At 69.1% G+C, this 20808-nt stretch carries 16 protein-coding genes, 4 tRNA genes, 1 pseudogene and 1 riboswitch; of the genes and pseudogenes, 10 read left to right on the top strand and 11 right to left on the bottom strand.

Going from position 1 to position 20808, the window contains the following annotated elements:
• Positions 1–69 precede the first annotated feature (69 nt).
• The 3 genes from IEJ02_RS35245 to IEJ02_RS35235 form a co-directional block, all read right to left on the bottom strand.
• Positions 70–1323, bottom strand: a complete 1254-nt coding sequence (locus IEJ02_RS35245; protein ID WP_191068563.1) for a M23 family metallopeptidase — start codon at positions 1321–1323, stop codon at positions 70–72.
• Positions 1324–1334: 11 nt separating this feature from the next.
• A riboswitch (cyclic di-AMP (ydaO/yuaA leader) is annotated at positions 1335–1470 on the bottom strand.
• Positions 1471–1753: 283 nt separating this feature from the next.
• Positions 1754–3184 carry a PP2C family protein-serine/threonine phosphatase gene (locus IEJ02_RS35240; protein ID WP_317986005.1) on the bottom strand — a complete coding sequence of 477 codons (1431 nt, stop codon included), beginning with the start codon at positions 3182–3184 and terminating at the stop codon, positions 1754–1756.
• Between the two features lie 312 nt (positions 3185–3496).
• Complete coding sequence (locus tag IEJ02_RS35235) at positions 3497–4267, bottom strand: DUF6227 family protein (protein ID WP_191068562.1); 771 nt, start codon at positions 4265–4267, stop codon at positions 3497–3499.
• A gap of 807 nt (positions 4268–5074) precedes the next feature.
• On the opposite strand from IEJ02_RS35235, the gene IEJ02_RS50035 reads away from it, so the two are divergent.
• The 3 genes from IEJ02_RS50035 (at position 5075) to IEJ02_RS35220 (ending at position 6731) form a co-directional block, all read left to right on the top strand.
• A complete protein-coding gene (locus IEJ02_RS50035) occupies positions 5075–5200 on the top strand; it encodes a hypothetical protein (protein WP_263408012.1) in 126 nt (41 codons plus the stop codon).
• A 167-nt stretch (positions 5201–5367) separates the two neighbouring features.
• A complete protein-coding gene (locus IEJ02_RS35225) occupies positions 5368–5922 on the top strand; it encodes a hypothetical protein (RefSeq protein WP_191068561.1) in 555 nt (184 codons plus the stop codon).
• Between the two features lie 281 nt (positions 5923–6203).
• Entirely contained in the window at positions 6204–6731 is a 528-nt protein-coding gene (locus tag IEJ02_RS35220) for a hypothetical protein (RefSeq protein WP_191068560.1), read from the top strand.
• Between the two features lie 137 nt (positions 6732–6868).
• Here the strand turns inward: IEJ02_RS35220 and IEJ02_RS35215 are convergent, their stop codons facing one another.
• From IEJ02_RS35215 to IEJ02_RS35195, 5 genes and pseudogenes are all read right to left on the bottom strand, one after another.
• Entirely contained in the window at positions 6869–7738 is an 870-nt protein-coding gene (locus IEJ02_RS35215) for a right-handed parallel beta-helix repeat-containing protein (protein ID WP_317986004.1), read from the bottom strand.
• A gap of 448 nt (positions 7739–8186) precedes the next feature.
• A tRNA-Lys gene (locus IEJ02_RS35210) sits at positions 8187–8259 on the bottom strand.
• Positions 8253–10631: pseudogene (locus tag IEJ02_RS35205) on the bottom strand (DEAD/DEAH box helicase); the annotation flags it as partial. The pseudogene IEJ02_RS35205 and the gene IEJ02_RS35210, both read right to left, overlap by 7 nt.
• 567 nt (positions 10632–11198) lie before the next feature.
• Positions 11199–11783: a hypothetical protein gene (locus IEJ02_RS35200; protein WP_191068558.1), complete on the bottom strand. Its 585-nt coding sequence runs from the start codon at positions 11781–11783 to the stop codon at positions 11199–11201.
• Positions 11784–12041: 258 nt separating this feature from the next.
• Positions 12042–12392 (bottom strand): metallopeptidase family protein, encoded by a 351-nt coding sequence (locus IEJ02_RS35195; protein WP_180990685.1) that lies wholly within the window; start codon positions 12390–12392, stop codon positions 12042–12044.
• A gap of 161 nt (positions 12393–12553) precedes the next feature.
• Here IEJ02_RS35195 and IEJ02_RS35190 point away from each other — a divergent pair, with 161 nt between their 5' ends.
• From IEJ02_RS35190 to IEJ02_RS35165, 6 genes are all read left to right on the top strand, one after another.
• On the top strand, positions 12554–14191 hold the full coding sequence (locus tag IEJ02_RS35190) for a metallophosphoesterase family protein (RefSeq protein ID WP_191068557.1): 1638 nt from the start codon (positions 12554–12556) through the stop codon (positions 14189–14191).
• An 81-nt stretch (positions 14192–14272) separates the two neighbouring features.
• A tRNA-Glu gene (locus IEJ02_RS35185) sits at positions 14273–14348 on the top strand.
• 202 nt (positions 14349–14550) lie between these two features.
• Positions 14551–15372 carry a DUF1684 domain-containing protein gene (locus tag IEJ02_RS35180; protein ID WP_191068556.1) on the top strand — a complete coding sequence of 274 codons (822 nt, stop codon included), beginning with the start codon at positions 14551–14553 and terminating at the stop codon, positions 15370–15372.
• A 223-nt stretch (positions 15373–15595) separates the two neighbouring features.
• Positions 15596–15670, top strand: a tRNA-Asp gene (locus tag IEJ02_RS35175).
• A 4-nt stretch (positions 15671–15674) separates the two neighbouring features.
• Positions 15675–15748: transfer RNA gene (locus tag IEJ02_RS35170), tRNA-Phe, on the top strand.
• Positions 15749–15894: 146 nt separating this feature from the next.
• Positions 15895–16437 carry an NUDIX hydrolase gene (locus IEJ02_RS35165; protein ID WP_191068555.1) on the top strand — a complete coding sequence of 181 codons (543 nt, stop codon included), beginning with the start codon at positions 15895–15897 and terminating at the stop codon, positions 16435–16437.
• On the opposite strand, the gene IEJ02_RS35160 is transcribed toward IEJ02_RS35165, so the two are convergent.
• Positions 16434–17750: an NsdA family TPR-like regulatory protein gene (locus tag IEJ02_RS35160; protein WP_191068554.1), complete on the bottom strand. Its 1317-nt coding sequence runs from the start codon at positions 17748–17750 to the stop codon at positions 16434–16436. The two genes, IEJ02_RS35165 and IEJ02_RS35160, sit on opposite strands and share 4 nt — an antisense overlap.
• Before the next feature lie 162 nt (positions 17751–17912).
• On the opposite strand from IEJ02_RS35160, the gene IEJ02_RS35155 reads away from it, so the two are divergent.
• Positions 17913–18356, top strand: a complete 444-nt coding sequence (locus IEJ02_RS35155) for an ATP-binding protein (RefSeq protein WP_223864996.1) — start codon at positions 17913–17915, stop codon at positions 18354–18356.
• 465 nt (positions 18357–18821) lie between these two features.
• Here IEJ02_RS35155 and IEJ02_RS35150 read toward each other — a convergent pair whose 3' ends face one another.
• Both IEJ02_RS35150 and IEJ02_RS35145 read right to left on the bottom strand, forming a co-directional pair.
• Entirely contained in the window at positions 18822–19253 is a 432-nt protein-coding gene (locus IEJ02_RS35150) for a hypothetical protein (RefSeq protein ID WP_191068552.1), read from the bottom strand.
• Between the two features lie 8 nt (positions 19254–19261).
• Positions 19262–20014, bottom strand: coding sequence for a hypothetical protein (locus tag IEJ02_RS35145; RefSeq protein ID WP_191068551.1), 753 nt, complete (start codon positions 20012–20014; stop codon positions 19262–19264).
• Positions 20015–20808 lie beyond the last annotated feature (794 nt).

The following is a 20808-nucleotide window of genomic DNA, read 5'->3' as shown; positions in this document are numbered from 1 at the left end:
GACGTCATCGGGACGTAAACCGGCGGCCCTGGCGTCAAGGGGGGAGAGAGCGTCAGGGCCGCCGGCGTATCAGGGGTTCAGCCCGTGCTGGCGCAGCCAGGGCATCGGGTCGATCGGCGAGCCGCCGCCCGGCCGGACCTCGAGGTGGAGGTGCGGGCCGGTCACATTGCCGGTGGCGCCGACGCGGGCGATGACCTCGCCCGTCGACACCTTGCCGGAGGTGACCACCATCGAGGACAGGTGGCAGAACCAGAGCTCGGTGCCGTCGCTCAGGGTCAGCACGATGCGGTAGCCGTACGAACCGGCCCAGCCCGCCTGGGTGATGGTGCCGCCGTGCGGCGCCTTGACCGGGGTGCCGGTCGGTGCGGCGAAGTCCTGGCCGGTGTGGTCGGCCGACCACATGTCGCCCGCCTGGCCGAAGCCGGCGGTCAGGGTGTACGAGCCGACGGGGAGGGTGTACTCGGCCGCGAGCCTGGCCTGGCGCTCGGCCGCGGCCTTCTTCTCGGCCGCCTCCTTCGCCCGCTGCTCGGCGGCCCGCTTCTCCGCCTCGGCCTTGGCCTTCCGCTTGGCGGCCGCCTCCGCGGCCTGGTCGGCGGCCTTTTCCGCGGCGGACCTGGCCTCCTTGGCGGCGGCCTGTGCCGCGGCGGTGCGGCTGTCCTCGTCCGCCGCGTTCTGCTGGTTCTCGGCCTGCTGGAGGATGCGGGCGCGGAGCGCCTCACCGGCGTCGGTGGTGCCGCGCTGCTCGTCCTCGCTGGTCAGACCGGCCTGGGAGAGCGGGGCGGCGGCGGTCTGCGCGTCGCTGCTGTCGTCCGACGCCCAGGACCCGATGCCCGGCAGGTCCTTGGCGGCGGGCAGGCTGGCCTTGACCTCATCGGCGACATGGCCGAGATCCGGCATGGATATGGGGAGCGCGGGACGGTCCTTGGCGCTGGCCATACCGCCCGCACCGACCGCCGCGATCACGCCGACCCCGAGGACGGCGCCGCTGCGCGCCATGGTTCCGCCCCGCTGCTTGGCCACGCGGTGCCGGCCGCGTACGGGAGCGATGGACTCCTCGGTCGGGTTCCACTCCTCCCAGGTCTCGGCCTCGAATCCGGTGCCCGGGCCCTCGGAGGCGCCCTCATCCGCGTAGCGGTCGTCGGGCGCGAATGCGTATCGGTCGTCGGGGGTGAACCCGTAACGGTCGTCGGGGGCGAATCGGCCGTCCCCCGAGCTCATCCCGCCGCCGGCGTCGAAGCCGGGGCCGTAGGCGGTGGCGGTCCCCAAACCGCCTCCCCGTGTGCGATACGGAGCCTCGTCCAGGACAGACCTGTTGGACGCCACGAAGGCGCACTCCTTTCCTTCCCTCTCGCCTACCGGGTTAGCTGACGGGTTCGGAGCAGGAAGGTCTCCTACGGGTCAGGTTCGACCCGATTCACCCCAAGGTTGTTGGTTCCCCGGTTCCCTTGGTGCTGCTGGTGGTGCGGTGCTGCCGCTGTGCGTACGGGATTCGGCGACGGCGCACGGTGCCGCCCTTGCGACGGTTGTGACGACCGCGCTGCGTTATCGAACGTTAATAGAGAGCGCGATGTGATTCCAAGCTGTTCCGAGGAATCCGCGCACCTTTGGCATGAACTTAGCGCTCAGGAGGGGACATATGGGGGTGGTTCGATGGGCGGGGCAAGAGTTGGCAAAACCGCTTACGGATCGATCGTGCGTCAATTGTTATGCGGAGGGGGCTCGGTCGGTTACGCACGGTGTGCGGCCGGGTCGGCTACGAGGGTGTGGGTTTCGCCCTGTCGTTCGCTCTGTCGTTCCCTCTGTCGGTCCCTCTGTCGGTCCCTCCGTCGTTCCGCCCGTCGTTGTCCCGTCCGCCGTTGTCCCGTCCGTTGCCGCGGGCCGGGGTCCGACGGACCGCCAGCAGCGCCATGTCGTCCGGCGTCCCGCCACCCGTATGGCGCTCGACATCGGCCACCAACGCGTCCAGCAGCTCCTGCGGACCGGCGAAGCGGCGGCCGCGCAGCCGCTCCTCCGGGTCGTAGAACGCGCCATGGCGGTCCCGGGCCTCCGTCACCCCGTCCGTGAACAGCAGCAGCGTCTCGCCCTCCGCGAACGCCAGCTCCATCACCCGGTCCGGCCAGCCGGCCAACTCCACCATCCCCACCGGCAGCGCCGGTGCCTCCGGCTCCAGGGCGCGCACCGCGCCGTCCCCCTCCAGGAGCAGCGGCGCCGGATGGCCGCGGTTGATCAGCCGCAGGGTGGAGTCGCCGCGCGGAATTTCGGCCACCACCGCCGTCGTGAACCCCTCGAACACCTCCAGGTCGGCCCGCCGGGCGCCCTCGCGCTGCAGCGCCCGCTCCAGGCGGCCCACGAGCGCCTCCAGGGTCGTCTCCTGCTCCGCCGCCTCCCGGAAGCAGCCCAGGAGGATCGCCACGACCTCCACGGCCCCCAGTCCCTTGCCGCGTACGTCCCCGACGGCCAGCCGTACGCCGTGCGGGGTGTCCTGGACCGCGTACAGGTCACCGCCGATCGCCGCGTATTTCTCCGCCGGTACGTAGCGCGCGGCGACCTCCAGCCCGGCGAGCCGGGCGGGCGGCGCGGGCAGGACGGCGCGCTGGGCCGCCTCCGCGACACCGCGCGCCGAGGCGAGCCGGTGGTAGCTGCGGCGTACGACGCGGTTGATCACCACCGCCAGCGCGGTCACGGTCGCCACCGTGATGATCTCGGTGGCCGCCTGGGTCGGGTCCCGCACCCCGTGCAACTCCGCCAGCAGACAGGTGGCGAGGACGGCGACGACCGCCGTGACGATGGTCTGACGCAACCGTAAGAGCGCCGCGGCGACCAAGGGGGCGGCGGCGAAGAACGGCGAGGCGGTGTAGCCGGGCGGAGCGGCCAGGTCGAAGGCGACGCCGCCGAGGACGAGGACGGCGGGGACCCAGCGGGCCATCCGGCGGCCCGGGGGCTCCTTACCGCCCTCCTCCGCCGAAGCGGGCCCCGCGGTGGGCCCGGCGGTGGGCCCGGCGGACGCGTCGGCGGCGGCACCGGCCGCGGCGCCGGTGTCGATGAGCCTACGGAGGCGGGTGGTGGGGCGGCGGCGGGCGAGCGGGCGGCTCAGCCGGGGCCAGGCCGTACGCCGCTCCGTACGGCCCTCCGTAGGGGCGCCTGTACGGGCGCCTGTACGAGCCCTGCTCCCTCGCACCCGCACCGGCTTCTCTCGCTTCCCTGGTCCTGTCCGCGTCCCGCCGCCGCCACGGCATCACCGCCGTCACGGCCTTACCGTCGTCACGGCGTCACGGCGTCACGGCGCCACCGTCGTCACCAGGCTTCCGGCTGACGGGTCGCCAGGCGAGTCGGTGTCGGCCAAGCGGGTGCCGGGCGGATGGGGGGCGCGTCAGGGCCGCGACAGGCGGGCTACGGACGCGCGGGCTACGGACGCGTCAGGTCCCGCGTGCGTCGGTGGTCCCGCGTACGTCAGAGGTCCACGCCCAATACCGCGTACGTCGCGGTCCCGCGTACGTCAGAGGTCGACGCCCAGCGCGCGGGCGTGGCGGTCCGCCGCGAGTTCCGCCGAGACCTCGTCGAGGTACACCTCGCACACCAGCCGGCCGTCCCGGGTCAGATTGTGCTCCAGCTCCCACAGCACGATCTCGTCCCCTCCGGCGAGCAGGAAGGCGTGCTCGTAGAAGCGGCACCAGGTCGCGTCGGGACCGCCGGAGCGGCGCCGGGGCTTGGGCGCGAGGGCGATGTCATGGGCGAACGCGGTGGCCAGCAGCCGCTCGGTCTCCTCGCCCGGGCGGTCGGGGTTCTCCGCGCGGCGCAGGACGCGACGGGCGTGGTCGGCCGAATTGTCGGCCACATACGCACGGGAGTTCTCCACCGGCTCGGCCGTGTGCAGCAGCTGGTCCGGGAGCCACAGCGGTAACCCGTCGAGCTCCTCCCAGCGTGCGCCGCCGAGGCGCTCGTGGACGCGGCGCTCGGCCAGCGCCAGGGCGTCCTCGTCCGCGTAGAGCTCGTACAGCGGACGGTTGCCCTCGCCCGTGTTGTGCTCCAGTTCCCACAGCAGCAGGCTGCTGCCGTCGGGGAGCAGGAAGACATGCCGGTAGGTGCTGTACCCGAGCTGGCCGCACCGCTCATTGCACTGCCGGCAGGACCGCAGCTCGGACTGGTGCATCAGGGCGCTCCGCGCCTGGGCGAGCACCGCCTCGTCGATCTCGAAGCCGTTCTGCGCACGGGCGAGCAGCCCGTCCATCAGCTCGGCCGGGGTCCCTGCCCCTCGTGAGTGCCCCATGTCTCTCCTCCCGCCTCCCGGCGTTGATTCGCCGCGCCCCCCGGGCGACCACTTCGCGCACTTAGCGTAGCGGCGTGAACACGCGCCGCGCTGCGGTTCGGCGAAGCTGTCGGTGTGACCGTGCCTCACACACTCCTGCGTCGCAGAGCCTGGATCTATCACTCGTCCGACCGGTCGAACAAGTCCGGGGGTCGAGGGCAGGACGACCCGGCCGGCCGACGCGGGGCCGTCTCCTGGCCGCCACTCGGCCATCGGAGCTCCACCACCCCGTCACCACTCCGCCACCGTCCGGCCGTTGGGCGGCCGTTGGGCGCCCGTTGCCCGATAGCCGAGCCTCCGGGGACTATCCCCCGCGCCCCCGCCTCGCCCCGCCCCATCGCCGCCCCGCGGCCGCCCTCCTCCCCTCCTCATAAAAGGGGTTCAGATTCCGCTGGGCCAAATGGCGCTCAGATTGGTCCCCCTTAGCGGGATTCTCGGATAACACGCACCGGAAGAGCAGCATTATGCCGGACGGGTGAAGCTGACTGGCGGCCCGAAGCCTTAACTGATGAGCTTCGTTGTGTCATGCGTCCGTGAATTCGCGGAGCAACCCAGACGGAGGAATTAAGTGAACATCGGCAAGAAGGCAGTTCTCCTGACCGCGGCCGCCGGCGCTCTGGTCATCGGTGGCGCGGGCGGTGCGCTGGCCAACAACAACGACGACCTCATCGCGCAGCTCAACAGCTGTGACACGGCCACCGGCGCGACCACCAACNACTCAACATCGGCTCGGACTGCCTCAACTTCACCAACAGCACCGCCAGTACGGTGGTCCAGGCCAACGACTGCGACACGGCCACCGGTCCCACCGTCATCACCGCCGTGGCCGCCCCGACGGGTGAGACCAACATCGGCTCCAAGTGCGCGAACATCGCGATCAACGACAACCCCTGAGTCGCTGACCCTTTCATGGTGTTCCCGCCCGCGGTAACGCCATGAGGCATCCCCCCGTTGGGAATCGCGGCCCTGGAAGTCTCCCTTCCAGGGCCGCTGCCGTGAAAGTGGCTTTCGGTGACGGTGATGAACCGCGCCGCACCCTAAGCCCGAATTGGAGGCTCTTTATGCACATGCGCAAAAGGACGGCGCTTCTTGCGGCGACCGTGGGCGCGCTGCTCATCGGCGGTGCGGGCGGAGCCGACGCCACCGGACCCGGTCCCAGCCGCTCGGCCGGCGCCAACGGCGGGACACAGAGCAATCACTGCACCACCAGCTCCGTCATCGGCACCATCACCGTGGCGGCCGGCCCGACCGAGATCAGCAATCAGACCGACTGTGTCAACACCGCCGAATCGGGTGTGTCGACTCAGGAGAACCGCTGCCGTACCCACTCCGTCATCGGTCCGATCACCGTCGCACTGGCCCCCGGATCCGAAATCAAGAACGGGACCAACTGCGTCAACGTCAGCGAGTCGGGTGGCGTGACGAGACAGACGAACGACTGCCAGACCACCTCCGTGACCGGCCCGATCACGATCGGCCCCGGCTCCGAGGTCACCAACGAGACCACGTGCGTCAATGCGGCCGGCGCCGACCCCCAGAACGGAAGTCGGGGGAAGAGCGCGAACGGCACGAAGAGCGGTAAGAGCGGTGGGCAGGGAAACCGTCAGCGGTCCTGAAACGCCGAAACCCGGAACTCGCCACCGAGCTCCGGAAACATCCGCTCATCATGAACGCGGCCTTGGGACGTTTCCCCGGGCCGCGTTCATTTTTTTCGTTCCCACGGATATCACATGACTCGACACACATAAATCCACCGACTTCCGCACCGACTGAATATACCTTTACTGTGGCGGATGGGTGATGCTTCCGATACTCCCGGATCCCGGATTGCGGAAAACTCGTTCAAGAGATGTCTGCGGATTATTCGCGGAGAACCCAATATGGAGGCACCAGAACAATGCAGATCGGCAAGAAGGCAGCTCTCATGGCCGCGGCGGCCGCGGGCACAATGGTGGTCGGCGGCGCCGCTAGCGCGAGTGCCCATGGCCTCTTCCCGCAGTCCAGCGGGGCTCAGCGAAACCTCTGTGACACGGCCACCGGCGCGACCACCAACACCGCCACCGCCGCGCCCACCGGCGAACTCAACATCGGCTCGGACTGCCTCAACTTCGCCAGCGGTTACAACGCCACGCCGATCCAGGCCAACGACTGCGACACGGCCACCGGCGCCACCGTTATCACCGCCGTGGCCGCCCCGACGGGCGAGACCAACATCGGGTCCAACTGTGCGAACGTCGCCCTCCAGCCGGAACCGGTCGTGGTCGTGCACAAGGAGGAGCCGAAGAAGCAGCACAAGTCCAAGGACCCGCACAAGGCCAAGAAGCACCACAAGGCCAAGTCGGAGCACAAGGCCAAGGACCCGCACAAGGCGAAGAAGCACCACAAGGCCAAGACCAAGGCCAAGAAGAAGGACTGCAAGCACTGACGGTCGAGCAGGCGGTCAGGCAGGCGGCGCCCCCGGAAGCACATCCTCCGGGGGCGCCGCGGCGTTCAGCCAGTTCGTTGCGGCGTCGTCATGCCTCTTTCAGAAGCGGTCGTCCAGAAGCGGTCGTCGCGCTTCGTTCAGCATCCCGCGAGGGCCGGCACGCACTGGTTCGGGTTGTTTCCGAAGACCGTGGTCGCGGTGAGGGACGCCGTACCGCCGTCGGTGAAGATGCCGCCGCCCTGACCGCCATTGGCCGTATTACCGGTGATGGTGTCGCCGATCAATTGTGTGGTGCCCGCGTGCTGGAAAAGACCGCCACCGTTCAGCGTGGCGGTATTCCCGGACACGGTGGTGGACTGCACGCGCAGCGCACTGCCCGTATTGGCGATACCGCCACCGAAATTTCCAGCGGTGTTCTCGAGGACCCGGCTGCCGTTGAGGGTAAAATCTCCGATCCCGGTGGTAATACCGCCGCCCTCGAAGTTGGTGGACGTGTTACGCGCGACCGTGACGGCGCTGAGCAACGTCGTTCCGTAGTTACCGACGCCGCCGCCCGAGCTGTTCGCGGTATTGTCGGAGATGTTGCCGCCCGAGACGCTGAGGGTGGCCGATGTGCTGATGTGAATGCCGCCGCCGTCTCCCGCGGAATTATGTGTCACATCCGTGGCCGAAAGCACCGCGGAGCCGCCCGAAGCGATCTCGATGCCACCGCCGGTGTTGCTCGCCGTGTTGCCCGTGACCGTGGACTGGATCAGGTTCAGCGAGCCCTGGTCGAGGATGCCACCGCCGTCGATGCCCGCCCCCGAGGTCGCCCGGCCGCCCGAGAAGGTCACGCCGTTGACCGTGAGGTTTCCGCCGGGCGCGATCTCCGCGATCCGGAAGTCCGCCGCGGAGGCGCTGCGTCTGATGGTCGCCAGAGTCCCGGTGATGGTCACATCACGGGTGATGAGCGGCAGTCCGTCAGCGCCGTTGGGTCCGGTGTACGCCGCGGAGCCCAGCGTGTACACACACCCCGTGGTCAGGGTGACGGACCCGCCGAACGGCGAGCTGTTGGCCTCGCTCACCGCGGTGATCAGCGCCGCCGTGTCCCCGCAGGGCACCGGGACCGCCTTCTCGCCCTCCCCTTCCCCTCCTCCCTTTCCTTCGGCGGACGCCGGAGCGGAGACCGCCCATGCCGATACCGCCAGCGCCATGACGGGGATCAAACCCCTGATCGTTGTCGCGAGTCGCACGAGGAGTCTCCTTACGCGTTACCGAGCAGCGGGCCAGACGCAGCAGGTTCAGGCTCTGCGCTCGAGTACCGTTCGGCATCCGCTCAAGCGCCGGTCGAGTGAGACTCGATCTTCTGTACGACGGGGTGAGAACCCCCCGGCCCCGGGCCTCGGAAGGGTGCGCGGCGGGAACCTCAGGAACGAGGAAACCGCAGGTCGCCGGTGGCGCCTGCGGTTTCCGAGGTGGGTCATCAGGGGCTCGAACCCTGAACCAATGGATTAAAAGTCCACTGCTCTGCCAATTGAGCTAATGACCCGCACCCCCGCAGCATAGCTCGGCGAGGGGCCAACACCCGAGCCAATACCCTCCGGGAGCGAAAGGCCGTGCAACAGCGTGGTGTTGCACGGCCTCCGGCACGGCCCGATCAGCCGTTGCGCTTCCAGCGCGGCTTGTCGGCGCGGCGGTCGAAGGACCGGTCGTGCGAGCTGCTGTGGGAGCGCTCGTACGAACGGCCGCCGGTGGCACCGCTCCGGTGGTCGTCACGGCGGCCCGGGCGGTCGTCGCGACGGTCGCGGTTGAACGGACGGTCCCCGCCACGGTGGTTGTGGTCGCGGCGCTCGAAGGAACGGCCACCGCGGTCGTTGTCCCTGCGGTCCCGGCCGAAGCCACGGTCGTCGCGGCGCTCGTACGGACGGCTGCCGCCACGGTCGTCCCGGCGGTTGAAGCCGCCACGGTCGTCCCGGCGGTTGAAGCCGCCACGGTCATCCCGGCGGTCGCGGCCGAACGAGCGGTCGTCGCGGCGGTCCCGGCCGAAGCCACGGTCGTTGTCCCGGCGGTCCCGGTCGCGGTCCCGGCCGAAGCGGTCGTCACGGCGGTCGTCCCGGCGGTCGTCCCGCCGGTCGCGGTTGAAGCCACGGTCCCGGTCACCGTCCCGGCGGTCGTACGAACGNCGCGGTTGAAGCCACGGTCCCGGTCACCGTCCCGGCGGTCGTACGAACGGCCGCCACGGTCGTCCCGGCGGTTGAAGCCGCCACGGTCGTCACGGCGGTCGTCCCGCCGGTCGCGGTTGAAACCGCGGTCCCGGTCGCCGTCCCGGCGGTCGAAGGAACGGCCACCACGGTCGTCACGGCCCCGGTCGTTGTCCCGGCGGTCGTACGAGGAGCGGCGCGGCGCCTCGCCGTCACCCGCGCCCTCGGCGGCCTCCGCGGCCCCCGCGCCCTTCACTGCGGGCACGGTCGCGGGCTCCGCCGTGCGCTGCGCGGGCAGCGTCACAGCGGCGGCCTCGGCCACCGTCTCCGCCCCGGCCCCGACCCCGGCCTCGGCACCGGCCGAGGTCACGGACTCCGCCGACGCCACGGTCTCGCCGCGCTCGCGCGCCACCCGCGCGGACAGCCGGTCGGCCTCCTCGCGGAGCTCGGCCGCGCGCCGCTGCACCCGCTCCAGCTCCCGGCTGAGGTCCTGCGCCTCGCGCTCGGCCTGCTTGGCCGCGTTCGAGGCCGCCTCGGCCTGCACCTCGGTGAGCGAACGCGCGCCCGTGATCCGGGCCACGTCCTCGTCGAAGGCTCCGCCGCCACCGACGATGTGGCGCGAGGCGTCGACGCCCGCGTCCTCCATCAGCCGGAAGATCTGGCGGCGCTGGTGCGGCAGGGCCAGCGAGACGACGGTGCCGCTCTGGCCCGCCCGGGCCGTACGGCCGGAGCGGTGCAGGTAGTCCTTGTGGTCACCGGCCGGGTCCACGTTCAGCACCAGGTCGATGCCGTCGACGTGGATACCGCGCGCGGCGACGTCCGTGGCGACGAGCACATTGACGTACCCGTCCTTGAAGTCGGCCAGGGTGCGGGTGCGCGCGCCCTGCGTCATGCCGCCGTGCAGCGCGTCGGCGCGTACGCCCGCGTCGCACAGCTGCTCGGCGACGCGGTCGGCGCCCAGCTGCGTCCGTACGAAGATGATGGTGCGGCCCTTGCGCGCCGCGATGGCGGCGGTGACCGGCGCCTTGTCCTTCGGCTTCACGACCAGCACATGGTGGGTCATGGTCGAGACGGCGCCCGCCGACGGGTCCACCTCGTGGGTGACCGGGTCGACCAGGTAGCGCTTGACCAGGGTGTCGATCTCGTTCTCGAGCGTGGCGGAGAACAGCAGCCGCTGCCCGCCCCGCGGCACCAGGTCGAGGATCTCGGTGACCTCGGGCAGGAAGCCCATGTCGGCCATCTGGTCGGCCTCGTCGAGGACCGCGATCTGCACCTTGTCCAGGGACGCGGCACCGCGCTCGATGATGTCGCGCAGCCGGCCCGGGGTGGCGACGAGGATGTCCACGCCCCGCTCCAGCGCGTAGATCTGATTGCCCATCGAGGTGCCGCCGCAGACGACCTTGAGCTTGAGGCCGAGAACGTCGCCGTAAGGCTGGAGCGCGTCGCTCACCTGCATCGCGAGCTCGCGGGTCGGGGTGAGGATCAGCCCACGGGGGCGCTTCTTCTCGGTGTGGCCGCCGGCCAGCGTGGTCAGCAGCGGAAGGCCGAACGAGAGCGTCTTGCCGGAGCCGGTACGGCCGCGGCCGAGGATGTCGCGTCCGGCGAGGGCGTCGGGGATCGTCGCGGCCTGGATCGGGAAGGGCGTGGTGACGCCGTTCTGCGCCAGCTTGCGGACGATCTGCTCGGGGAGGCCGAGGTCGGCGAATGTGATGTCGGGCACCTTAGGGCTGTCGGTGTCGGGGGCTTCCGTGGCGGCTTGCTCGGATGACGCTGCTGACGCCGTTGACGCCGTCTGACCGGTCTGGCCGGTCTGCTCTGCCTGCGCGTCCTGCGCGAACGGCTCGGCCGGGGAGGCCAGGGAGGCCGGGGCGGTCAGCTCGCTCGACTGGCTCGACTCGCTCGTCTCGTCGAGGGCGGGCATGACGGCGTGATCAGTGGAAACGGACATGCGAAATGCGAAACCTTCCGGAGTCTCGGCACGCGCCCAAACTCCGTGTGTTGTCGCAAACGACCGCCTCTATGCGGTCAGCCACGGGATGGCAAGGAACGCGCCTCGCGGCGCACTTCTACGAGGCGCCGGGCAAATGGGATCAAACGATCTACCACCATACGCACCCTCACCCCCCAAGAGCAAATTCGCTCTATCGGCGCTGGCCAGCGGCAGCCGGGGCACGGGCCGGTGGCTGTGTCGGGTCGGCCGGGTCTGATGACCACGGACCCTACTACGGGCCCCTATGAGCACCGGCCCCATCCCGCGAGCACAGGCCCTATCCGGCAAGCACGGGCCCTATCCCGCGGGCTGGTCCGACGGGGAGGCGGGCGCGGTCGGGGGCTCGGGGTCGGTCGGCTTCGGGTCCGGCGCGCTCGGCGGTGGGCTCGACGGCCGGGGCGCGGGCGGCGCGTCGGACGGGGTGGCGCCGCCCGGCTGCGGCGGGGCGGAGGGGGCCGGGCGGTGGTGCGGGGCGCCCTTCTTGCCGGGCGGGGCCGAGGGCTCGGCCTCGGGGTCGGTCGCGGAAGCCGAGGCCGACCGGTCCTCGCCGTCCTTCTTCTTCCCCTTCTCGCCCTTCGCCCCCTTCCCGTCCTTCTCGTCCCGGTCGGAGTCGGCGTACGCCCGCCCCCTGCCGTCCGACCGCACCACGGCGCCGCCCGTGTCCGCCGCCTCGCCCTTCTGGTGGGAGCCGCGGTGTTTGTCCGGCCGTTCGGGGTCGTCGGAGATGCTCATGCAGCCGCCCAGCGCCATGGCGACGGCCACGAGCGCCGCGACCGCCGCCCCGCGCACGGCGGCACGGGGCGCGTGCGGGGAGGTCCGGGGGGCACCGGCGGAACGGGCGGTGCGAGGAGCGGGGGATCCGGGCACGGGAGATCCGGGCATGCGCGGGACACCTCCAGACGGCAGGGATGTGACGCCCTGCCCAACTGGCCCCGCCCCGCCCAGGACACGCATGCGGTACGGACCCGGCCCGTCGCGTAGACCGCGCGTCCGGCGTCGGGCGTAGCCGGGGGTGGCCGGAGGCGGTGTGGGCAGCGGAATCTGCTGGAGTCCGCGATCAGGCCGTAGCCGGGGATCAGGCTCAGCCGTAGCCGGGTCGGGCTCAGCCGTAGCCGGGTCGGGCTCAGCCGTAGCCGGGGATCAGCCGTAGCCGAGCGCGTGCAGCCGCGCGTCGTCGATCCCGAAGTGGTGCGCGATCTCGTGGACCACGGTCACCTCGGTCTCCTGGACGACGTCCTCCCGCGTCTCGCTCATCCGCAGCGTGGGACCCCGGTAGACGGTGATCCGGTCCGGCAGGACGCCCGCGTACCACTCACCCCGGTCGGTGAGCGGCGTCCCCTCGTAGAGCCCGAGCAGCTCGGGATCGTCCGCCGGTGGCTCGTCCTCCACGAACACGGCGACGTTGTCCATGAGCCGCGTCAGCTCCGGCGGGATCCGGTCCAGCGCCTCGGCGACCAGTTCCTCGAACTCCTCGCGCGTCATCTCCAGCACGAGGCCATTGTCGGGCAGTCGGGCCCGGAAAGAAGCCGTCGGCGCCAAGCTATCCGCGCCGGACGCGTCCGGCCGCCGTGGCGCACCACAGCCGGCGCGGACCGCGGCCCGCCCCCGCGCCCGCAGGCATACGCCCCCGCGCGGCCGGGCATACGGGATCAATGGCCCGCGAACCGCTCCGGCTGCTCCGTGCCACCGCTCAGCGCGCGGGCACCCTGGCCGTCTCCCCTCTTCGCCGCTTCCGCCGCCCTTCGCAGACCGCGTCCGCCGCTGCTTCCCCCGATCGCACGGCGGTCGCCTCCACGCCGTTCGACCCCACGGCGCTCGATCCCACGCCGTTCGACCCCACGGCGCTCGATCCCGCCGCGCGCCCCCGCCCCCTCGTCCGCGCCGCCGGGCTGGCCGCCGTGACCGTCCTCGGCGCCTGGATCGGACTGCTGGTGGTCGGCAGCGTCCACATCTCCGTGGGCCCGATGGACACGCGGATGGCGCTGCGGCCGTCCTTCACCGGCGGCACCAAGATCAACGTGGCCCCCCTGGGCGCGCTCGAGCTGAACAGCCACCACGCCCCGCTCCGCCTGGACGTGGACGTGGACCGGCTCGACCCCATACGGTCCCAGGCCCTCGTCGACCACCCCGAGCGGCTCTCCGGGCTCCAGGACGAGGTCGCGAGCGATGTCACCCGCGGCACCCTCGGCCTCGCGGTCCGCTCCTGCGTCGCCGTGGTCTTCGGCGCCACCGCGCTGGGCCTGGCGGTCTACCGCCGCCCGCGCCGGGCGCTGGCCGCCGGAGGGCTCGCGCTCACGCTGCTGACCGCCTCCGGCGGCGCCGTCTACGCCACGTGGAACCCGAATTCCGTCCTGGAGCCGCGCTACTCCGGGCTGCTCTCCAGCGCCCCCTCGGTGGTGGGCAACGCGCGCAGCATCGTGACCGACTTCGACGTCTATCAGCGGGAGTTGGCCCGGCTGGTGACCAATGTCACCCAGCTCTACGAGGCGACCTCGACGCTCCCCGCGTACCAGCCCGACCCGACCACCATGCGAGTGCTGCACATCTCGGACGTCCATCTCAATCCGGCCGCGTGGCACATCGTTCAGTCGCTGGTGCGGCAGTACAAGGTCAACGTGATCATCGACACGGGCGACACGATGGACCACGGCACCTCCGCCGAGAACGGCTTCCTCGACCCCGTCTCCGACCTCGGCGCCCCCTATGTCTGGGTGCGCGGCAACCACGACTCGGCGTCGACCCAGCGCTACCTCGCCAAGCGCAGGGGGGCGCATGTCGTGGACAACGGCGAGGCGATCAGCGTCGCCGGGCTGCGGATCGCGGGCATCGGCGATCCGCAGTTCACCCCCGACCGCTCCGCGGCGGCCGCCGGCGACGCGGCCGAGCACAGCGCCGGACGGCGGCTGGCCGAGGCGATCCGGGACCGCAGGGCCGCCGGCGCCCCGGTCGACATCGCCCTCGCCCACAACCCGATCGCCGCCCGCGAGACCGACGGCACCGTGCCGCTCGCCCTCACCGGCCATGTCCATCACCGCCGTACGGAGGTGCTCCCCGGCGGCACCCGGCTGATGACCGAGGGGTCGACGGGCGGCAGCGGGCTGCGCGCGGTGGACGACGGCACACCGGACACGGTGCAGGCGTCGGTCCTCTACCTGGACCGGGACACGCGGCGGCTCCAGGCGTGGGACGAGATCGACCTGGGCGGTCTGGGCCTGGCGAAGGCCGAGGTCAGCCGTCATCTGCCGGCCGAGAACCGCCCGGGGGCGACACCGACGCCCACCACTCCGTAAACCGTTTTGGCGAACCTCACCGGCATCCCATATGCTTCTCGCGTCCCCGAAAGCGCCGCGAGGCGCCCAGGTGGGCCATCGGCCCTCATCGTCTAGTGGCCCAGGACGCCGCCCTTTCAAGGCGGTAGCACGGGTTCGAATCCCGTTGGGGGCACCACCTTCTTTGAGTCACCGCAGGTCGGAACGTACCTGCCGGTGACTTTTTTCATGCGCGCCGCACGGCGGCCCCGCGCCTCGCGCGCCTCCGGCGGCTCCCGCGCATCCCGCACCTCCCGGAATCTCTCCCTCCCCGACGCGGTTGTACGTACGCGTACGCAACGGCACCGGACCCGCCGCAGACCCCACGCGAGGGAGCGCAGATGACCGTCCAGGACGTCGACCAGGTGAGCTTCGCCGAGGAGTGGGAGCGCTGGCACCGCGCCCATGAGCAGGCGCTCGCCGACCCCCATGGATTTCTCGCGATCACCAGCCTGCGCTGGCTGAGCCCGGAGCCGACCCGCTTCGAGGACGCCCCCGGGGCCTGGTCCAGCGGCCCGGAGGGCGTGGTGGTCGAACTCGCCGAGGGCGAGGAGCTGACGATCGACGGCACGGCGGTGCACGGGCGGTACGTCTTCGGGACGATCGCCGAGCGGGCCAGCGTGTACGCGGGGTACGGCGACGCGGTGATCGAGGTCGCCAAGCGCGGCGGCCACGACATCGTCCGCCCCCGCCACCCCGGCAACCCCCTCCGCACCGACTTCACCCGCACCCCCGCCTACGCCCCCGACCCCCGCTGGGTCCGCACCGGCCGCTACCTCCCCTTCGACGAGCCGCGCGCGATCACCGTGGGCGCCGTGGCGGAGGGTCTTGAGCACGTCTACGACGCGCCCGGGCAGGTCGAGTTCGAGCTGGACGGCGAGACGTTCCGGCTCACCGCCTTCAACGGCAAGCGGCCCGGCAGCCTGATGGTGCTCCTCACCGACGCGACCTCGGGCGTGACCACGTACGCCGCCAACCGCTCCCTCCAGATCGACGCCCCCGACGAGGCCGGCCGCGTCACCCTCGACTTCAACCGCGCCACCAACCTCCCCTGCGCCTACACCGACCTCGCGACCTGCCCCCTGCCACCCACCGAGAACCGCCTGCCGGTCGCGATCGAGGCGGGCGAGAAGATCCCCCTGGAGCGCGGCGGCCGCCCCTGACCCGGGCCGAGACCGACGGAACCCGGGCGGACCCGGCCAGGGCCGGGCCCGCCCGGTGAGCGGTCAGAACACGGCCGGAGGTCTGATACGCTGATCCAGCGACATCGACGCGGCGGAGAAAAATCAAGGCCCCGATTCGAAGATCGCAAGGAGTGCGAATCCACCAGGGAAATCCCGTTGGGAGCGCACCCCACATGTGCGAGACTCGTGCTCGTACGCGCAAGGTCCTGTGGAGCAGTTTGGAGTGCTCGCCACCCTGTCAAGGTGGAGGCCGCGGGTTCAAATCCCGTCAGGACCGCTGCGGCTGGGTAGCTCAGTTGGTACGAGCGTCCGCCTGAAAAGCGGAAGGTCGCCGGTTCGACCCCGGCCCCAGCCACCGCAGCCCTCACCAGGGCAGAGCCCCCTCCCGGGTCATCCGGAGGGGGCTTCTTCGTTAACCGTGACGTCCACAGCACGCACCGTAAGAGCACAGGCCCAGGGAGTGACATGCTGGGCACCGCGTCAACGGAGGGGAGTGGGTTCATGCGGTGGACCGTCCATGGCGAACGGCAGATCTACAGCAACCCTTGGGTCAACCTGTGGCTGGTCGACGTACAGCAGCCCGACGGGCGCCGCTGGGAACACCACGTCGTACGCATGCGACACCTCGCCGTCGCCGCGGTGGTCGATGACCACAAACGCGTCCTGATGATGTGGCGCCACCGGTTCATCACGGACGCCTGGGGCTGGGAACTGCCCATGGGACTCATCGAGCCCGGCGAGACCCCGGAACAGGCCGCCGCCCGCGAGGTCGAAGAAGAGACCGGCTGGCGGGTCGAGGCGATGAAGCCCCTGGTGTACGCGCAGCCCGCGAACGGGATCACCGACTCCGAGCACCATGTCTTCCGCGCCGATGGGGCCACCTACACCGGGCCGCCGACAGAGCTGAACGAATCGGACCGGATCGAGTGGATCCCCCTATCAGAGATAAGGGGGATGATCGACCGCCGCGAGATCGTCAGCAGCGGCAGTCTGGTCGGCCTGCTGTATCTGCTGCTAGACGAGGCCACCAAGAGCGCCGGCTAGCCAAGTGACTCTCGCAGCCGCTGCTCGAACCTGATCACCGGTGCCTCACGGGCGTACGGGGCCAGACGGCGGTGGAATTCATGGAGATGCCCAGCGACTCGGGGAGAGTCGATCACGCTGCTGAGCTCGAGTGCGAGTCCGGCGCTGTGACATGCGTCGCCGAGCTTGCCCTGCTCGAGCTGGGTGCTGGCGAGCCAGAAGGCGTGCAGGGCCCGTCCGCGCTGCTGTCCGGACGTTTCCCGGCGCAGTCCCTCGGCGATGAGGGGTTCGGCCCGTGGGGCCTCGCCAAGCCGGGCCAGGGCGATTCCCGTGTCGACGATGAGCTTGGTCTCGTCGAAATAGCGCACCCAGGAGGGCGCCTCGTCCGTCCGGCCGCGTGCGCATTCGAAGGAGTCGCGGGAACGGTCGATGGCCTGATGGCAGGCGGAGGCGTCGCGAAGGGTGGCGTGGGCGAACGCTTCGCGCAGGTGCAGCATGGACATCACCAGGGGCTGGTCACCCACTGCCCGGGTGACGTCCTGAGCCTTGCAGGCGAGAGTGATGGCCTCTGCCGGATTGCCGTCATAGGTGGCATGCAGGCTCATACAGGACAGCACATTGGCCACGAAGAGACGATCTTCGTGCTCCCGCGAGAGGCTGAGGGCCTGGCCGAAGTAGATACGTGCCGTGCTGTACTGACAGGCGTCGAAATACGCCCAGCCCGCAAGGCGGGCCAGCTCTGCGGCGAGGGACCGCAGGTCCCGGCCCAGTGCATCCCCGGCATGCCGCATTACCTGCGTTACGTAGGTGAGGCTTCCGACGACCGCAGGCCGCAGTGGCGCACCACCGTGCTGGTCGTCCCGACGCCAGTAGTCCTCCACCGAGGAGCGCAGCGCGGCGAGCGTGGAGCGGGTGACCTGTGAGTCGGCCAGTGGCAGTAGGTCATCCAGGCTTTCCCCAGCAGCAGGAGCGGAAGCCGCTGCCCCCTGTGCAAGCCGTGGCCCGGATACCTGGCTCCGCTCGCTCTCCGGAGCCAATGCGGCGACTTCCCAGGGCCGATGCGCCAGGCCCAGCATCGCACCGGGGATGCGCAGCCCATCGGCGACTCTCTCGATCACATCGATATGGGCAAGACCACGACATCCAGCCATGATCTCGCCGACCCTGCTGGGCGTCATGCCGCAAAGGGCGGCGATGCGCGAGGGATAGATCCCTGCCTTGAGCTTGACCAGCTGGAAGATGCGGGTGAAGTCGCGTTTCTGGCATGCGTCCTGCCACTCAGGGCTGGCCAACAAGGCTGCTGGCAGCAGTCGATGAGGCTGCGACGCGGACACTCGTGCCCCTCTCCCTCGTCCTGCGGCAGCAGGCTGTCCGGGTGGTCAAGCGCCGATGATTTTACCCACGTTGGGTAATCACCATGACCTGTTTCAGTGACGACCGTTGCGATGAGCTAGCCCCCCTGGAACCACCCGCGACGAGGGGACGCAATGCTCCCGATGACCAACGACAACCAGCAGCACACCATCGCCCAACACTGGGCGATGCAATTCACCTCCACGCCCAGGTGTGTCCGCCTCGTCCGGAGCCTGGTCGACAAAACCCTGCTGAGCTGGGCCTACGGACGAGAGGACATTGACCGTACGGTCCTGGTCTGCAGCGAGTTGGCGACCAATGCCGTACGGCACGGCCACAGGCGCGGTCACCGCTTCGAAGTCCGCCTGAGCGACGAAGGCGCCACGTGCCTGGTTGAGGTCTCCGACGCCCTCAGCCGTCGGTTGCCCCGCCTCATGGAGACCAGCGATGAGGACGAGCACGGTCGAGGTCTCCAACTCGTCTCCGCGCTTGCCGAGGAGATGGGGCACCGCGCCCGCAATCCCATCGGCAAAACCGTCTGGGCCCGCATGGCTCTCGTCACGCCGAAGGAGGAAACCCGTGCATGAGCTGATCGCCGCTCCATTCCTCGGCCATCATCTCCTCGTACGTCCCGGCAGTACCGGAGCCGCCCGGCTCCCAGCCACCGCGTACCGGGAGTTGAAGACGGCCGTAGCCTCCACACCGCCCTCAAATGACCGCATCTTTCCCAAGCTCAGAGCGCGGGTTCGATTCCCGTCACCCGCTCCAGCACAAAGCCCCGGGCCCCCCGGCCCGGGGCTTGTTTGTTGCTTAGACCTCTCTAGGCGTCCCGTGCCTGACGGGCTCTGGGCTGCCTCCCAGTGTGTGTGCGTACGCGAGCATCCAGGGTGGCGGCGATCTCCTTCTCGCGGTCGAGGTTGGACTGCATGCCCGACCCAGACCGGGTAGGCCATCGCCCAACCCGCTCCACCGACGCGGTGAAAGTGCACCTATATGCGACGAAAAGCGTTCACATCCCCACCTCTAAATTAAATCGATAGACGTCAAATCTGTTATCGTCCGTCGAGGGTCGACCGACGCACCCCAAAGTGTCGATTAATCGCCTGAATGTCGTCACGATCCTTTTCTCGACCGAGGCGAACTTTCCACTCAATCACCCTGAAGAGGGGAGCGAACATTATTCCACTGAATACTTCACATTCACTGAAGAGCTGATCGACATCGTAGTCGAACCATCCGTTCAGTACCTCGATCTCACCTGAGGCAAGGACAATATGATCGACATAACCAAGCGGTGCTAACGAAGGTACTCCGAGGCGTAGAGCCTTCTCCCATGCGGCCCCCCGAGCCACAATATCCAAGTCACCGACACTCGACCTAATGCCATGAGCCAGCATGGGACCACTTCCAGCAACAAAAAAGTCGTTGACCGGAAGTTCCAGTGAGATCAGCTTTTTAAAGAGAGGCTGCTCGCTTAGATCCATGCCAACTCCTAGATGGGCGACAATCCAAGGGCAAGTCTGGTGGCGCACGATACCAGTAAAGCTGACGCCACACTCGCCAATGTCCCAACTAGGTAGTAGTCGGCAACCAGCTTCCCTCCTTGGCTGATCCCGGGAGCGCGGGTGAATGACTTTGCCGCAATTACCAGCGCAGCCGCCTCCGGCTTCCCCGACGCCAGAAATCCAAACAAAAGAATTCTCTCAATCCAACCGATGTGAGCAGCCGATGCGACAAACTCCCTAATATCTGACCCGAGCACCCCAGTAGCCACATTCGATTCGATTTCATCGACTAGCGGTTTGACGATTCTGGCTATGACGTCTCCGCACCCAACTACAGCGATTAAGCCACCAGACATCACGACAAATACGCGATCACTGTTCGACAGTTCCTCAAGACGATCAAAGGTAGCCCCTGCCCCGATGTAAGCGTAGGCAGCCACCACAACTAGCAGCATAGCAACCGCAGCATACCCGGCGGCCGTAAAAACTGGAATCGCTGCCGAGTTCAATCCCCCAGAAAACGACCCCCACGGCCTGCAGAAAAGCGCGACCGAGAGGCTGGATAAGAACGTAGCCCCGACAATCACCCACGCCTTACATCCGAGATCAAGCGGAAATATCGCCAAAGCGGAATAGATCAAGGCAAAAGAGATCGCATACCACGGCCTTTTATACCAGGACAACCCGGCGGGAACAATCAATGCAGCACTAACAGAAAAAGCTACCCTAGCGAATTCCACAGGCCCCTCGCACTGTCGAGTGGAAGATGTTATTCATGCAGCATGGAGTCACGACTCTGCCGCATTGCGGTCAATTACCCTAAGGGAGGAGACGGCAACCCTACGAAGTCGTATGGGGTGGTACGAACGCACGCCGACGCGCCAGGACGGGGAGATGGCGTCATCTGTGACGCCAACGGTCCGACCGACCGCCTCACAGCCCACCAGATCGCAGCGACCGCCCCGCTCGTAGTTCGTGACGAAGTGCGGCCCCGCACCAGATGCGCACCAGATAGTGCGGTAAACAGCGGTCAATGACAGGTGCTGCGGCGGGCAGCCCAGCCCGCCATCAGCACTCATTTCCGCTTGTCAGCGGCATGATCAGCGTCAACCGCCCCGTGATTCCCAAGCTCAGGGGCCTACACATGCTCCACGACAGGCCAGTTCCGGCAACACAGCATCCTGCCCAGACGCTCCCGCAACTGAAATCAGCCAACACTCTGAGTAAAGCTACTGCCAAGTATGTAGCGTCAGCGGTCACACAGTTCTCCAGAACGCAACCACAGCTTGCGTTTGCAGTGACGCAAGGTGTTTACCGTTCCCGCAGGGCATCCGAGAGTCATCCTGCAAGGTGAGCGGCGTGGCCGACATCAGCTAGCGTCCTGCCGTCACAACGAAGCCCACCTGACCGCGCATGCTGGCAGGCCGAGCGGCAGGTGGGCTACTGAACCCGGAGGCTCAGCTATGAGTTTGTCCCTTGCCGTGCAGTGCGTGTCAAACCCGAGGCAGCGTCTGTGGGTGGTTACGGTCCTCGT

Source organism: Streptomyces sp. 5-10 (genome assembly GCF_014712245.1).
In the GTDB taxonomy this organism is placed as follows: Bacteria; Actinomycetota; Actinomycetes; order Streptomycetales; family Streptomycetaceae; genus Streptomyces; species Streptomyces violaceusniger.
The sequence above is the reverse complement of the archived record's forward strand: the minus strand, read 5'-3'. Positions and strand labels throughout refer to the sequence as shown.